The organism is Longimonas sp. (assembly GCF_040409695.1).
In the GTDB taxonomy this organism is placed as follows: Bacteria; Bacteroidota; Rhodothermia; order Rhodothermales; family Salinibacteraceae; genus Longimonas.
This window is the reverse complement of sequence record NZ_JARWGJ010000062.1, coordinates 1-13,807: the sequence shown is the minus strand read 5'-3', so window position 1 is coordinate 13,807 and position 13,807 is coordinate 1. Positions and strand designations below refer to the sequence as shown.

The following is a 13,807-nucleotide window of genomic DNA, read 5'->3' as shown; positions in this document are numbered from 1 at the left end:
CCTCCCTCTATGAACCTCTCCGCTGATCAACAGGCAGCCTTCGATGCTGTCTATGAGCGCCTGGCCCAGGGCGAACGGTTTACTGGACTGCGCGGCTATGCCGGAACAGGAAAAACATACGTGGTGAGCACGCTCGTTGAGAAGCTCGACAATGAAGACTGCGCGGTCTACGTCTGTGCGCCAACACATAAGGCCGTGCAGGTTTTACGCAATCACCTGCAGGTTGGCGTACCCACGCAGACGCTGCACTCGTTTCTCGGACTGCGCCTAAAGCCAGATGGCAAAGGGGATTACGAGCTGGTGCCTGATGACAAAGAGCGTGACATGGAGGCAAGCATTGTGGTTGTTGACGAAGCGTCCATGGTTGGGCGCGACGAATGGCAGTATGTAAAGGCGACCCCCGACCGCGTGCAATGGCTCTTCGTGGGAGACCCGGCACAGCTCCCGCCGGTTAACGAGGAAGACTCCCCAGCCCTACAGGTACCCGGCGCCACATTGGAAAAAGTCCACCGGCAGGCAACAGATAATCCTGTACTGGAATTAGCTACGAAGGTGCGCAACCAGTCGTGGCACGGCTTCCGGAGCAAGTATGAAGATGGGCAAGGGGTGGCGATCACTCACAACGATGATCAGTTCTTTGGAAGCCTGGTGCGTACGTTTGCGAGCGATACCTTTCGGGAAAACCCCGAACATGCGCGTATCCTGGCCTACCGAAACAAGACGGTGCGAGCCTACAACCGCCGGGTGCGTGCCGAGCGATACGGCTCCGAAGCCCCTCGTTTCGAGGTGGGCGAGTGGATTGTGGCCCGAGAAACATGGTACCATGACCAGCGGCCGCTGATCAAAAATAGTGAAGAGGTGCGCGTGGAGTCCATCACCGAAAAGCGGATTGAAGGCGATGACTTAAGCTCCTGGAAGGTGTGGATGCTCAAGGTGCGCGGGGTCTACGATGGCATGCGGCGAGAGATTGCTGTGCTTCACGATGAAGAAGAGGAGCGCTACCAGGATGCTCTGCGCCGTCGCCGCGAGGATGCCAAAGACAATGCAAAAAAATGGGATCGCTACTACAGCCTGCGCGAGCAGTTCGCAAAGGTCGATTACGCCTACGCATCCACGGTCCATAAGGCGCAGGGGTCAACGTTCGACACCGTCTTTATCGACTACCGTGACCTGCAGGCCTGCAGAGGCGCTGAGCAGCAAGCGCTGCTCTATGTAGCAGTAACTCGCCCGTCGCGTCGCCTGGCGATGCTGGTGTAAGGCCAGGGCCTGCGCACGCGCTATGCGTAAATATCCTCATGCTCATCAGAGAGCGCACGGGCATAGCGAGCAGCCGTCTGCGCGCGCTTGCCGCCGATGCGAATCAGGGCACGCGCTCGCGCAACGAGTCGCGGCGTCGAAACGGCAGGCACCAGGAGAATCGCGTAAGCCTGTAGCTTGCTATCGGCGCTGTTGATAAGGGCGAGCAGCGCCTCTTCGATCGTCTCGGTAGTGATATCCAAAAGACGCTCGCCAGCACGGGCCTGCACGTAAAGCTCAGGCGGATCAATGATAGGTCGCAAGCGGCGCCGGAGCGAAGGGTCAATGACGTTGTCAATCCACTCCGCTGCCATAGCACGCAGATCTTCCTGTTCGCTCGAAAACGCGTTGTACGCATAGCGCACAGTGCGCTGCGAGTAGCGCAACCCGAGCAGCTGAAAGATACGCTCGGCGCTACGCTCGCGCCGCTCACCTAATAGCGTAGCAAGCGACCGGAGCTTAAACGGCGGTTTGAGAACGCCCCGGTCGTACAGATCGAGGATCTGGTCTTCGCGATCGGCAAGCGGCTCGCCGTCCTGCTTGATGCGATGGTGCACCTGGGTGAGCCGGTAGTAGACCTCAATCTCAGCGTTGAGTGCCTCGTCGAGTTCATGGTCGGGAAGCGAGCAGGTGTCCATCTCGGCGTTCAGCCGTCGCAGAGCCGTCGTAACATTGAACCGAAGGATGGGATCGTCGCACTGCAGGCGGTCGCGTAGTACGTCGACGCTGCGCTGATCGGGAATCGAGCTAAGCACGCGCGGGATGCGCCGCCGTACGTGCTTGGTTGTGTCGGGTGCACGGAAGGCATCAACGAGCGCAGGGAGAACCCGGGAGCCCTGACTGGCAAGCGCGTTCCAGGCCGCTACATGCACGTCGTCGTCAGCCAGAGCCGGAATGAGCGTATCTGTAAATAATGCCTTGGTTGTTCCCATGCTCTGAATCGCTGCGCGTCGGACCGAAGCATGATCGTCGTTGGCTAAGGTGTGAAGGCGCTCTTCCGTTACCGTAGGAGAGGCTTCGCGGAGGACATGAGCAAGGGCGGCACGCAGCCCTGGGTCGTCGTGCGTGGTGAGTGCATCTATCATTTCGATATCGAGGCATGCCGTAGCGCCGTCGGAGCCGAGAGGCACCACACAGCTCGCATCGGCAACATCGATCGTGGCTGCCCCATTTTTTTTCAGGTACGCTTTCAAAACTTCCGTCTCTGGAACGTCATAATCGAACTGGTGCCGATATGCAGCTTCCTGGATGGCACGGTCGTCATCCAAAAAGCGATCATCGATATCAGGAAACGACGAGGATGCATGGTCAATGGTTTTGATGGCTTGCATACGAACCTTGGCAGATGGGTATCGCAGCAGCGGACGTACGGCTTCATCGACACGAGAGCTGGCATCTGTCGTAACGTCGTGCTGCTCCAGGGCGCGCAGCGCGTACAGAATGCGCATGTCGTCGGCGTTGGTAACGGCGTGTTCTAACACCTGCAAGGTGTCGTCGAGGCTAGCGGTGCGCGTCCACGACGTAGCCATTTCGAGTTGACCTGCTTCGAGGGCCTCTTGAAAGGCCACGGTGTAACTACGCCGCGCGCAGAGTGCAACAACAATCCACGCGACGATAAACAGCAGCGTGGCAATGCCGAGGGGAATTACGCCCCAGCCGAGCACCGCCGTGAAAAGCAGGAGCAGCGCCCCAGCCAGCCCACGAAATCCTCGGTCGATAAATACGTCGATGAAGACCTTGACCTTCTCTTTCACCTTCATCGGCACCGGAAGAAAGAGCAGCTCGCGCCCCACCTTATTGGCTGAGTGCTCAATACTCAGGTCGGCACCGCGAAGGAACACGACAGCCCACAGCCCCGGCACGATCAGCAGAAACACTGATCCGGCAAATAACGCAATGGGCATCATAAGCAGAGCACTTCCGATGCCGTATCGGCTTAGCAAGCGCGGCACCACAAAGATCTGAAGCGCGAGGGCGATCAGGCTCACCCGTCCGTAAAACGTAGCAAGGAAACTTGTTAGGTCAGACTCCTCGGGAAAAGCTTCTGCTGTGAGCGCTTTAAACTGGTAGTCGACAAACGTATGCGTGAGCATCTCCAGGGCAATAATGCCTACAATAAACGTGAGTAGCCAGGAGCGCCGCACGGTGCCCAGCATCGATAAGAAACCGGCGGAGGCGCCTCCAGCGTCGTCGGGAGATTCGATGGCATCGCGGCTCGTTGGGGGAAGCGGCACGGTGGAGCGGTCGGCCTCGCGGAGCGCGCCCCATACCACGAAGAGACTGCCGGCAAGCACCCCAGCCGTTACGAGAAGAAGGTCTTGTGTCCGCATCCCCAATACGTCAACCAACAGATGAGCAACCTCGCCGCCCGCAAAGGCGCCCAGCATTGCTCCGGTATTAAGTACAGCAAATAGGCGCCGCCCCTGCGCAGCTGTGAATAGGTCATTTGCGAAGAGCCAGAACTGCGACGCAGTGAGCGCACCGTAGATGCTGACCCAGATGTACAGCAGGTAGAAGAGCCACTGGGAGCGCGACTCGAGGGCGGCCCATAGCGCAACAAGCGAAGCAGCCAGAATAAGTGTAACCAGACCGATCAGGGCGCCCGTAGACAGGCGGCGCGCTGCGTAGCCATGTATGCGCACAACAGGGGCAACAACAATAGCCACCATGATAAACACGATGGGAAGCTGCTCTGCTCCGAGCTCGACCAGAAACATGCTGTCGCGAACCGGCTTCAGCAGGTAGTACGTTACCAGAAGCACGAAGAAGTACGCCGTCATCAGCAGCGTAAGCGCGGCTTCGTGTGGACGCACGTCTGCGATGTAGCGAAGCAGAGAAGTCATTCAGGCAAACGGGTGCAAGGATGCAAAGCAGTGGTTTGCGTAATGGCACCCGCCTGTCGGGTAGATGCGCATGCCATGCAGCAATCACTCGGTGGGCGGCTTCTCGGGAAGGGTAGTCCATATCGGTGGAGAGGCATCGGGGCCATTCGCGAGGCGCCGAACGCCGACGACCGTAGGTGTGCTCGTATGGAGGCGCACGTACACCTCTGTTATCTGATCGGGAGCCCCTACCCGGCGGATCTGCCCAACGACGTATGCTGCGTCAGATGTGTGGGGGAGCGGTGCTTTTGTGTTACGGACTGAGGTAGTGGCATGTACAGGGCCGCGCGTACCGGTGTCGTTGTCAAAGACATGCCATTGGGTCGGAGCGAAGGGGGCAGGGGGCTCATCGAACGCCAGATGGTCGAGCAGGTCGTCGAAATGCAGGGTGTCTTCCTCGATGTGAAACCGGTCGATGCCTCCTCCGTGCGGGAGATAGGCACGTGCAATCTTGTCGCGGCGAATCAGCAGGGCGGTAGTGAGTTCGTCTTCAACAGCCGGGTCTGAATATTCGGCTGCAGCGAGAAGGGCGCGGATATCGGCTTCGGTGAAATGCGCAACCTGCTTGGCAGCCCAGAACGCATCGTCGGCATCCATATTCTGGAATGCGGGGTTGTGGTACTCCGGCTTCCACTGCTCCGGGTGAAAGTGCACCGTATCAAAGCGGCCAACAGCAGGATGGTCGGAGTACTCGAATCGATTCCAGGGGCGCCCGGCCCAGCCCAGCGTGAGCGCGCTGGTGAGCACCGTAGGCACGTCGATGATGCGCTCTTTGCCATGCCAGACGCGCTTCGGGCCGAGCGGGGTGGCGCCGAATGTGGTCGTGTGGTCGATCATGTAGTGGCGCACAAAACCGCGCCCATCTTCCTCGACATACGAATCCAGCGTGTTGTTGCTGCGCGAGTCTACGCGATCGAGCCATGCGGCAAAAACGCGCATCCCACGAAGCTCGCGCCGATGTTCGTGCGGAAACAGGTCGTTGGGGTCGTCGGGACGGGTGCCGTGGTATTTGAACGGACCCATTACGCTTCCCGGAATAAACCGGCTGGCTACAGCACGGTAGCGTCCGTCGTTGTACTGCGGCATCTCATCCAGAATATCGTTAAGGTCGTCTTCCGTCATTGGACGTTCACGGCCCAGGTTGTCCGTAAACGTGGCCCCCTCGCCCACGGCGAGCTGGTCGCGCTCGAAATGAACGAGGTAGTTCTCGGGCGTGTGGTAGCCGAAGGCGTGGAAGAAGCGCGTTACAGCGGCCTCCGACCCGGTTGAAAGCTCCAGATGACCGGGGGCGTCGAACTTGAACAGATGGCGATGCTCGCCCGCATCCACCCAAAACCCGGTGGTTGTGCCTTCGTCTTTGCCTTCAACAACACGCCACGGCTCGGAGCGGTCGAGATCGTCTTCAGTCAGCGATCCGCGTGTCAGCTCTTCCAGCGACAGGCGGTCGTAATAATGGCGCGGCACGTACCAGCTGGAGCGTGGCACTTCGCCGAGCGTGTTAACATTCATCGCCGCGCCGCCCGATTCGCCGCGTCGTAGTACGGCGTTTTCGTAGAAGTCATAAAAGTCGTAGAGGTCGCGTGCTTCAGGCGGGTCGATATGCGCACGGTCGGGGTCGTCCCACACCGGATCATCAGGCAAGAAGGTCTGGGCAGAGGCGCCGGACAAGAAGAGAGGGCTGCCGCATCCAACGAAGAGAATCAGCAGAAGCAGAGCTGAGGGGCAAAGGGGGATGCGTAGCGGGAAGATGCACGATGAGGCGTTGCACATGTCACTTTAGGAAAGCATTGGGAAGCGGGGCACACGAGAGGCTACGAGAGTCAGAAGACGTTGCCGGTGCTGATGGTTAGCCGCAGTCCGTCATCGCCATACGCAAGGTCTATGCGCCCGAGTGTGGAGCCGTTGCTGCTGAGGCGGCTGCCAATGCCGTACGACATGTTGAGGTCGGTGAGCCCCCAGCGGTCGACCGTATCGAAGGACTTGCCGGCATCAGCAAAGAGCACGAGATCTGCAAAGTGCCAGGTCCGCCAGCGATATTCGGCATTGAACAGCAGCGCATGCCGCCCGCGAAACTGGAAGTCGCGAAAGCCGCGCAGCGTGTAGCTGCCTCCGAGGGCTGGGAGCTCGAAAAACGGAATGTCGGCCGTCGAAGATACATCGGTCAGCACCGTGCGGTGGCGCAGCGCAAGTACGTGATAGCCGTGGCGGGTAGACAGATACTGCTGCACCTCGCCCACCAGGCGGCCAAACGAGAGGGAGCGGTCGGTGGTGTCGTAAAAGCGGTGCGCTTTAAGCTGCAGCATTGTGCCCGACCGGGGAGCGACCGGACGGTCGTTCAGGTCCTCGGTAAGCGGGGTGAAGCGATTGCCATACGCATTACCGTACCGGGCATCGCGCCGGTCAAACAGCAGGTGGGTGCCATATGTGACATAGCGCGACCGATCGAGGTCAAGGAGCAGTTCAGACGCAGCGAGGTCATCGTCGGTGCGCGGACGGTTCGTGGTGTATGCAACGTCGGCTGCCAGTGTAAGTGCTGGAGAGAGACGCAGGCCCATGAGTCCACCAGCGGCTGTATTGCGGATGCGAAACGCAAGCCGCTCTTCGGCGTCGGGAGCGGCACTGAGTACGACCTCTTCCGGACGCAGGTGGAGGTGGCCGTACACCTGGGTAAAGACCGGCCCGCGCTGTAGCGCAAAAGCCGTGTGTGCAGTCCAGAAGCCGCGTATCGAGAGCGCGCCACCGGCCATCAGGTCGACGTTTGAGGCGCGATGTAGCGGGTGGACCGAGAGGCGCGCGCCAAGGCCGGTGCCGGTGCGCAGCCCGCCAATCTGTGCACGCAGGGTACCCCGTGTGATGCGGTTAATGGCATGGATGAGGCCATCGTCTTCGAGTCCGATAATGAACCGTTCAATGCGGCCAGCTTCTGGCAGATCCACCCGCGGCTGCTGCGCACGGGCACGGCGCAGCTGCTCCGTGCGCGTCCGAGGCGCGGCATTGGTGGTATCGATTGCGATCGAGGCAGCCCACAGCGTATGAGACGGCGCGGCATGCGCATCCGCTACCTGCCATGGCACGCCCCATGCGGCAATCAGAAGCAGAAGAAAGGAGACATGACAACGGCTCATACGAAGCAGCTATTGGGACGATGATTCAGTGAGCGTGCAGGCTTGGGAGGCGGCATCGCCCCGAATGGTAACGTGGTCAAGGAGCGTCACCTCCGTTGGGGTTGAAACGTCGACCTCGTACGTGTCGAGCGTGAGGGTAGCCCCTTCGATGGTGGCCCAGGTGTAGTGGTAGACGGACTTCTGGGCCTGTAGCGTTACGTCGAAGCCCTGGCTGGCATAGTGGCGCTTGCGGGTCCGCTCCTCCTCGGCGGTTGTGGTCGGACGCACAATGGCCCCGCCGCCGCTGCTGATAACAGTGTGCATGGTGCGGAGCGTGTCGTTGCGGCAGGCGGTAAGCTGGTTGCGTTCGTACAGGTGCTCATGGCCGGTGAGCATAGCCTGCACATCGTGGTCGAGCAACAGATTAATGAGGCGTTCGCGCTTGTCCATCAAGTTTGGGCCGTAGGCGTCCTTACGAAAGTCACGTTCGTGCCAGCTGAGCGTAGAGAGCGGGTGGTGTGAGGCGATGATCTTGAGTGATTTGTCGCGGTGCGCCTCAAGCTGGCGTTCCAGCCACGACGGCGTCTCGTCTCCGACAAACCAGGAGCGAAACGCCGCTTTGTGCTGCTCGTCTGTCATGATCGATTCCTGGTCAACGATCAGGTTGGAGTCGACGACGAAGAGCACGGCATCGGGAAACTCAATGGTCTGAAAGCGAGCGTCCGCGCCAAAAATGGCCTCGTAATTCGGGCGCCCGTAGTTGGGGTCGTTCGTCAGGTCATGGTTGCCGGCGGCGGCTACGAAGGGATACGAACGGAGCAGGCTGGCCTCGCCAGATCCATACTCATCCAGAAAGTGATGCCAGTGTTCGGCGTAGCGTCCGTCGTGCGCAGCCATATCGCCGGTATGGACGATAAAGGCCGGCTCGTGCTCTTCGGTTGCAGCGTGCATGGCTGTTCGCACAGCCGCCCGCTCGCGGCTCCCGAGGTCGGGCTTCTGCCGCAGATAGTTGATGCCGCCGACGAACCCGTTGCCCACACGCGTGAGCTGGTAGAACGGAAACGCGAGCTGCCACCATGTCGCCCAGTTATGGCGCCTCCAGAAGCGATGCTCGGCCCGCCAGGAATGCTGCGTATCGCCTACGACCAGGAAGCGCGTCGAATCGGGTTGGACCGCTTCGGGCGGCTCAATGAAGGCGTAAAGCTCTTCGTCGTACTCCTCTTCGACAAGCTCCATCGAAGCACAGCCGCCGACGGACGTAACCAGCACAGCAGTCAGTGCAATCAGTACGGCGAAACGAATGGGGTGGGAGCGTTGACGCATAAGAGAGGGAAGCAGAACGGGGCGGCTGGGCTATGTGTCAGAGCAGGAATGTGCGTTACACCGTTCAACGGCCTGGCCTGTGGGCACGCTGCACAACTGACGGACAGAGCCGGTGGGGCGATGCGCAGGCTACGACGAAGGCGCCGATCGAGACGTCAAGGCATCGACCGCATCAGGAGAAGTGCCGCGCCACTCGGCAAGCTGTGCGACAATCTGCTGACGGACATGCGCGCGAAGGGTGTCGACTTCGGTGAGGCCTTCGGCACGGGGATCTACAGGGGGAAGCACCTTCACGCGCATGGTCTCCGGGTTAGTGCGGAAGCGCAGGCTATGCTTAGGGAGGGCCTCCTGGGTGCCGTCGATGACGATCGGGAGAACAGGGACTCCTGCATCCAGCGCCAACCGAAAAGCACCGTTGGCAAACTGGTGAACGCGTCCGTCGCGCGAGCGGGTGCCTTCAGGAAAGAACATGACGCTGCACTTATGATCGATGTAGCGTCGTGCTTTGTCGATGACACGGCTGCGGCTTGCCGGGTCATTGCGATCGACGCAGATATCTCCGGAGAGGCGTAAGAGCCACCCGGCTACGGGCAGGTCGAACAGTTCTTTCTTGGCGACCCACTTCATCTCCCATGGAAGCCGCGACACTACGGGCGGGTCGCCCTGAGAGAGGTGATTCCCGACAACTACGTAGGGGTTGCGCGGATTATCGGGAGGCGTACCCTCAACCTTTACGTCCCAGAACGGGTTCAGGTAGGTCATGCTGCGTCCCAGAAGCCGCAGGGTATAGCCACTCCGGTAGAGAGCCGGGTCGCGGTCGGTGAGGCGCACCACCGCAATGATCGGCACCCAGGCAATGAGAAGAAGAGCCGTGGAGGTCCAGACCCAGGCTGAAAGCAGAATGTCGCGCATCTATACAGGCTGTTTGTAACGTAAGGAAAGCCAGAGCCATGAAGTCGCGTCGAGAACGTCCAGCAGCGAGAAAAGAGATGTCCGTATCTCGTGGCTACAAATCTGGTCGGGTCGGCCAGCAAAAATATCAGGTCCTAAGGCACTACGTACTTGGCAGAAGTACGCTTCGTTCGATTGTACCGTTTATGCAAGAAAGTGCTTCAGGCGCCCCGTAGAAAAAAAGAGTAGGGAAGAACCGAACTGTGCAGCCACGCACCTGTTTAGAGTCATACGTTATCATAATTTGTGTGTTGTAACAAATAAAGCTTAACATGACAAAACGCGATTACATCTATTGGGGAGCTACCGGACTCCTTGCGCTGGCGCAGTTTGCATCGGGAACGCTGTACTTGCTGGCAGAGGACATGGCTGAGGCGTTCCGGCATCTGGGGTTTCCGGACTATTTTCGGGTGCAACTGGGCATCGCTAAGATCGTAGGGAGTATAGCTCTGTTGGCTCCGCTTCCGCGTTTCTTGAAAGAGTGGACGTACTTCGGGTTCATCACCTCGTTTGTGTCCGCGTTCATTGCGCATACGGCGGTAGGCGACCCAATCGGTGACATTCTGCCCCCAGTCATCGTACTCGGGGTTCTGGCTGTTTCATATGTCACCTATCGGCAGCGCCAGGCGGCGCCTGCAAACGACGAATAACTGCAGCACTTGCAGATAGCACTTGCACACAGCACTTGCGCACAATAGCCCGTGGATGGCTCTACGCTGGTCACTATTCTCGTTATTCTGGCGGTTGCCACGGTGTTGGCGCTCGTACGCACGCGCCGGCGCGACCGCTGCCTGAAGTCGTTTGACGGCTTCCCGATTACACTCGTAACGCAGGCAAACGAAGCCACCTGGGGCACCGCCGACATCCGCTCTACCGGACTGGAGCTTACATACCCTGAACCGGTAGTAGCCCGTGAGGGGCATCTGGAGCGGTCGACCATCCTATACAAGGAGCAGTACGCTTCCGTGCACGCGCTCTACCGGTGTCCGGAAGGCCTCACCGAAAAGAACCGGGAGCGCCGCGAAATGCTCATCGAGCAGACGCGGAATCCGGGTCTGTTCCGGCGGCTGGGGCGGTGGGTTCGCAACTGGATGGGTATGGTGCGCGATGCGCTGCTGCAGTCCATCGGCATGATCATCGGCGTGGCGAAGGCAAAGGCACCGGCAGGCGGACTCATCGGGCGGCACGATGCACAGGTGCAGTCTATATCGACGGAGGTCGTGCAGCACACGGGCAATGCGTTCGACCCGCTGCTGGAGCGCCACCTGTTTTCGCAGGTCGTTGTTGAGGTGACGGTAGCCGATGGAGCGGTGCGCAGCTACTGCGGCTGGCTGAAAGACTACACCAGCGACTTCATTGAGATTCTGGATGCGTATGCCAACACCTCACGTGCTGAACCGCTCGACCTGGAAGCCTATCACGTAGGGGATGAGCGGCTCCCGCAGCAGCAGATTGCGCTTACCGACGGGCGCGCCCAGGTGGCGAACAACGGCACGCGCATGTTCTACATCGACCGGCTGGAGCAGCGCGACTGGCGCCACCCCGTCGATGTGGTGCTGCCACCGGGCGCCTCCATCACGCTCGCACTGCCACCGGCTGTGCACGCCCGTGCACGCCGCGCTGGAAAGGCGCTGAAGGTCTGGATGGGCACCGTAGACCGGGTCGACATGCTGCTGCCCCGCCAGCGCGCGCAGGTCCGCCACGCCGCAGGCGGATCCGACGCCTCGTACGAAGCGCACCGCGAGCAGCTGGAGGCAATCGACCCAGGCTCAGAACCGGCCGCCACCGCCGGTGAGCCCGTCACGCATCCCGCTGAAAACCCATAGCCCGTGTGCGCCGTATCCTCGACCCACACTCGTTGCGTGCTACCCCCGCAGTCCCACCATGCCCATCGTTAAATACTTCGTTGAAGAGCCTGCCCTGCTTGAGGCCGTGACGGAAAACGCCGATCCCGATGCTCGGAAGCAGGCCCAGCGCTCTGCCGACACCACAGCCCAGCCCGATCCTGCTACGCTGCGTGCCCTCCTCGATCCGCCCACGGCCTACCGCGGCTATCTTGCGGGCACCGATCTGGATGCAGACCGCATCGGACTCACCGCGCTTCCTGTCATGGATGCCGTCGTTCATGCGTTGGCCGAGGTGTTCTCGCATCCGCACGGTCTCGGTGTCGATCCAGAAGGCACGCTCGAAGCCGATCTCGACATGCAGGCCGTGCGCCGGCGATGGATGCAGCCCAATGGCGAACGTGTAGTTGCTGTATCTGCGCATCCCATAGCGCCCGCTCCCCTTCGCACGGTGGCCGCGTCGGGCCGGCGGCAGGCCAGCAGCGCGCTGCATGATCTCCTCGAATCGGGCGCTACGGTGTTCTCGTCGGAGCCCGCCCATGACGGCTTCGATTGGAGCTTCTTCAGCCCGGCGCCCGTACGCGAGGCCCTTACCGATGCGCTCCAAACGCACGTCTCCACCGAATCCACGCGGTGCTTTGTGCTTCCGTTTCAGAAGGCGCGCTCCGAATCCAAATTCTACTTTGAGCAATGGCAACTGACCCAGGCTTCGCTGCCGAGCTACATCCAGGAAGTGTAGACACCCCCTCCGACGGAGCGTCCGGGGCATCCGGGTGGATGCGTCGCTGCATCGCTCTGGCGCGGCGGGGCGCCGGACACGTAAGTCCCAACCCGATGGTGGGGGCTGTCTTGGTGGATGCGCACGGTGAGATCCTGGCAGAGGGCTGGCACGCGAAATACGGGGAGGCGCACGCAGAGGCGCGGGCTATCCACACGGCGATAGACACCCACGGCCCCGATGCGCTGCGCCGCGCAACGCTCTACGTGAACCTCGAACCATGCAGCCACCATGGCAAAACGCCCCCCTGCAGCAACCTGATCGTCGATGTAGGCATCCCGCGCGTAGTCGTGGGCACGGTTGATCCGTACCCGGAGGTGGCCGGGCGTGGCATTGAGCGAATGCGCGCTCATGGGATCGACGTAACAGTTGGCGTAGAGCAAGATGCATGCAAGCGGCTCAACGAGGCGTTCTTTCATCACGTAACGACCGGACGCCCGCTCGTCACGCTCAAGATTGCGCAGACGCTCGACGGACGTATTGCCACAACCACCGGACACAGCCAGTGGATCTCGGGCGCGGAGTCGCGCACGCAGGTGCACCGGTGGCGCGCTGAGCTCGACGGCGTGCTCGTAGGCAGCGGCACCGCAGCGGCCGACGACCCGCGCCTGACGGTGCGCCACGTAGATGGCCTCCAGCCGCATCGCATCGTGCTCGACCGCACGGGCACGCTTTCGCCGGAGCTGCACCTCTTTACCGATGGCCACACCGCTTCCACCGTGGCCGTTGTCGGCGCAGAGCGGGCAGCGCCTGCCTATGCCGAAACGCTCACCGCGCAGGGCGGACAGGTCGTGCGCATCCCCGAAACGCTCGACGATCACCTCGACCTGCAGGCTCTACTTACTCACCTCGGCGCCCCCGACGGCCCTGTCGCTCGCCCGCTGCAATCGCTTCTCGTAGAGGCGGGTCCGGGGCTTGCTACGGCACTGTTTCAGCAGGACCTGGTCGATCGCTTCTTCTGCTTCATCGCGCCTAAGGTTGTGGGCACCGGCATGCCAAGCCTGCACGATCTCGGCATCCGCCGCATGGATAACGCCCTGACCTTCGCCGATCAGCAGTGGACATCCGTTGGGGAGGATCTACTGTTCAAAGGCTACATGCGATCGGTGTGACGTGAGGTGAGAGAAAGTCGCAGGGATACATCGCGAATACGCAGCGTATAAATGCACACATACCTCCATCACCACAGGTTGACAGAGTCATGGAATCGACGACGCTGCCATTGCCCGAGACGCTGCCCGACAAAGAGCAGTATAGCTACGCTGATTACCAGCAGCTTCCCGAAGGCGCTCCCTATCAGCTCATCGATGGATCGCTTGTCATGTCGCCTGCGCCTACATCCAACCATCAACGCATTGTTGCATATCTGTATCGTGCGCTGTATGCCTGTGTTGAAGATGGAGGCGAGGTGTTGTTCGCACCCATCGACGTAAAGCTCTCGGATACCAATGTCGTGCAACCCGACCTGGTGTTCGTAGCGAAAGAACGGTTAGATGTGATCGGTGAGCAGGTAATCGACGGAGCCCCCGACCTGGTGATGGAGGTGCTCTCACCGTCGACGGCCCATCACGACCTCACGACAAAAAAGCGGCTGTACGAAATGCATGGCGTGCAGGAGTACTGGGTCGT

11 protein-coding genes are annotated in these 13,807 nt (G+C 60.6%); 6 read left to right on the top strand and 5 right to left on the bottom strand.

Annotated elements, in window-relative coordinates; genetic code table 11:
- Window positions 1-9 precede the first annotated feature (9 nt).
- Complete coding sequence (locus PPP56_RS03585; protein WP_353562665.1) at window positions 10-1,257, top strand: ATP-dependent DNA helicase; 1,248 nt, start codon at window positions 10-12, stop codon at window positions 1,255-1,257.
- Window positions 1,258-1,277: 20 nt separating this feature from the next.
- Here PPP56_RS03585 and PPP56_RS03580 read toward each other — a convergent pair whose 3' ends face one another.
- From PPP56_RS03580 to PPP56_RS03560, 5 genes are all read right to left on the bottom strand, one after another.
- The gene (locus tag PPP56_RS03580; protein ID WP_353562664.1) at window positions 1,278-4,139 is read right to left on the bottom strand and encodes an Npt1/Npt2 family nucleotide transporter; all 2,862 of its coding nucleotides are present in this window, start codon (window positions 4,137-4,139) and stop codon (window positions 1,278-1,280) included.
- Between the two features lie 84 nt (window positions 4,140-4,223).
- Window positions 4,224-5,819: a hypothetical protein gene (locus PPP56_RS03575; protein ID WP_353562663.1), complete on the bottom strand. Its 1,596-nt coding sequence runs from the start codon at window positions 5,817-5,819 to the stop codon at window positions 4,224-4,226.
- A gap of 179 nt (window positions 5,820-5,998) precedes the next feature.
- On the bottom strand, window positions 5,999-7,303 hold the full coding sequence (locus PPP56_RS03570; protein WP_353562662.1) for a BamA/TamA family outer membrane protein: 1,305 nt from the start codon (window positions 7,301-7,303) through the stop codon (window positions 5,999-6,001).
- A gap of 9 nt (window positions 7,304-7,312) precedes the next feature.
- Window positions 7,313-8,605, bottom strand: a complete 1,293-nt coding sequence (locus tag PPP56_RS03565) for a metallophosphoesterase family protein (RefSeq protein ID WP_353562661.1) — start codon at window positions 8,603-8,605, stop codon at window positions 7,313-7,315.
- A gap of 129 nt (window positions 8,606-8,734) precedes the next feature.
- Window positions 8,735-9,517, bottom strand: coding sequence for a lysophospholipid acyltransferase family protein (locus PPP56_RS03560; protein ID WP_353562660.1), 783 nt, complete (start codon window positions 9,515-9,517; stop codon window positions 8,735-8,737).
- Between the two features lie 311 nt (window positions 9,518-9,828).
- Here PPP56_RS03560 and PPP56_RS03555 point away from each other — a divergent pair, with 311 nt between their 5' ends.
- The 5 genes from PPP56_RS03555 to PPP56_RS03535 form a co-directional block, all read left to right on the top strand.
- Window positions 9,829-10,206: a DoxX family protein gene (locus PPP56_RS03555; protein ID WP_353562659.1), complete on the top strand. Its 378-nt coding sequence runs from the start codon at window positions 9,829-9,831 to the stop codon at window positions 10,204-10,206.
- 51 nt (window positions 10,207-10,257) lie between these two features.
- The gene (locus PPP56_RS03550) at window positions 10,258-11,382 is read left to right on the top strand and encodes a hypothetical protein (RefSeq protein WP_353562658.1); all 1,125 of its coding nucleotides are present in this window, start codon (window positions 10,258-10,260) and stop codon (window positions 11,380-11,382) included.
- Window positions 11,383-11,440: 58 nt separating this feature from the next.
- On the top strand, window positions 11,441-12,139 hold the full coding sequence (locus PPP56_RS03545; RefSeq protein WP_353562657.1) for a hypothetical protein: 699 nt from the start codon (window positions 11,441-11,443) through the stop codon (window positions 12,137-12,139).
- A complete protein-coding gene (gene ribD, locus PPP56_RS03540; RefSeq protein WP_353562656.1) occupies window positions 12,091-13,290 on the top strand; it encodes a bifunctional diaminohydroxyphosphoribosylaminopyrimidine deaminase/5-amino-6-(5-phosphoribosylamino)uracil reductase RibD in 1,200 nt (399 codons plus the stop codon). Before PPP56_RS03545 ends, ribD begins: the two co-directional genes overlap by 49 nt.
- A gap of 89 nt (window positions 13,291-13,379) precedes the next feature.
- The coding region (locus PPP56_RS03535; RefSeq protein ID WP_353562655.1) for a Uma2 family endonuclease at window positions 13,380-13,807 on the top strand (428 nt) is incomplete at its 3' end.

Excerpts from the sequence above, each read along its gene's own strand:
- PPP56_RS03585 (WP_353562665.1), top strand. The coding sequence starts at position 10 with ATGAACCTCTCCGCTGATCAACAGGCAGCCTTCGATGCTGTCTATGAG.
- PPP56_RS03580 (WP_353562664.1), bottom strand. The coding sequence starts at position 4,139 with ATGACTTCTCTGCTTCGCTACATCGCAGACGTGCGTCCACACGAAGCC.
- PPP56_RS03570 (WP_353562662.1), bottom strand. The coding sequence starts at position 7,303 with ATGAGCCGTTGTCATGTCTCCTTTCTTCTGCTTCTGATTGCCGCATGG.
- PPP56_RS03565 (WP_353562661.1), bottom strand. The coding sequence starts at position 8,605 with ATGCGTCAACGCTCCCACCCCATTCGTTTCGCCGTACTGATTGCACTG.
- PPP56_RS03560 (WP_353562660.1), bottom strand. The coding sequence starts at position 9,517 with ATGCGCGACATTCTGCTTTCAGCCTGGGTCTGGACCTCCACGGCTCTT.
- PPP56_RS03555 (WP_353562659.1), top strand. The coding sequence starts at position 9,829 with ATGACAAAACGCGATTACATCTATTGGGGAGCTACCGGACTCCTTGCG.
- PPP56_RS03545 (WP_353562657.1), top strand. The coding sequence starts at position 11,441 with ATGCCCATCGTTAAATACTTCGTTGAAGAGCCTGCCCTGCTTGAGGCC.
- ribD (WP_353562656.1), top strand. The coding sequence starts at position 12,091 with ATGGCAACTGACCCAGGCTTCGCTGCCGAGCTACATCCAGGAAGTGTA.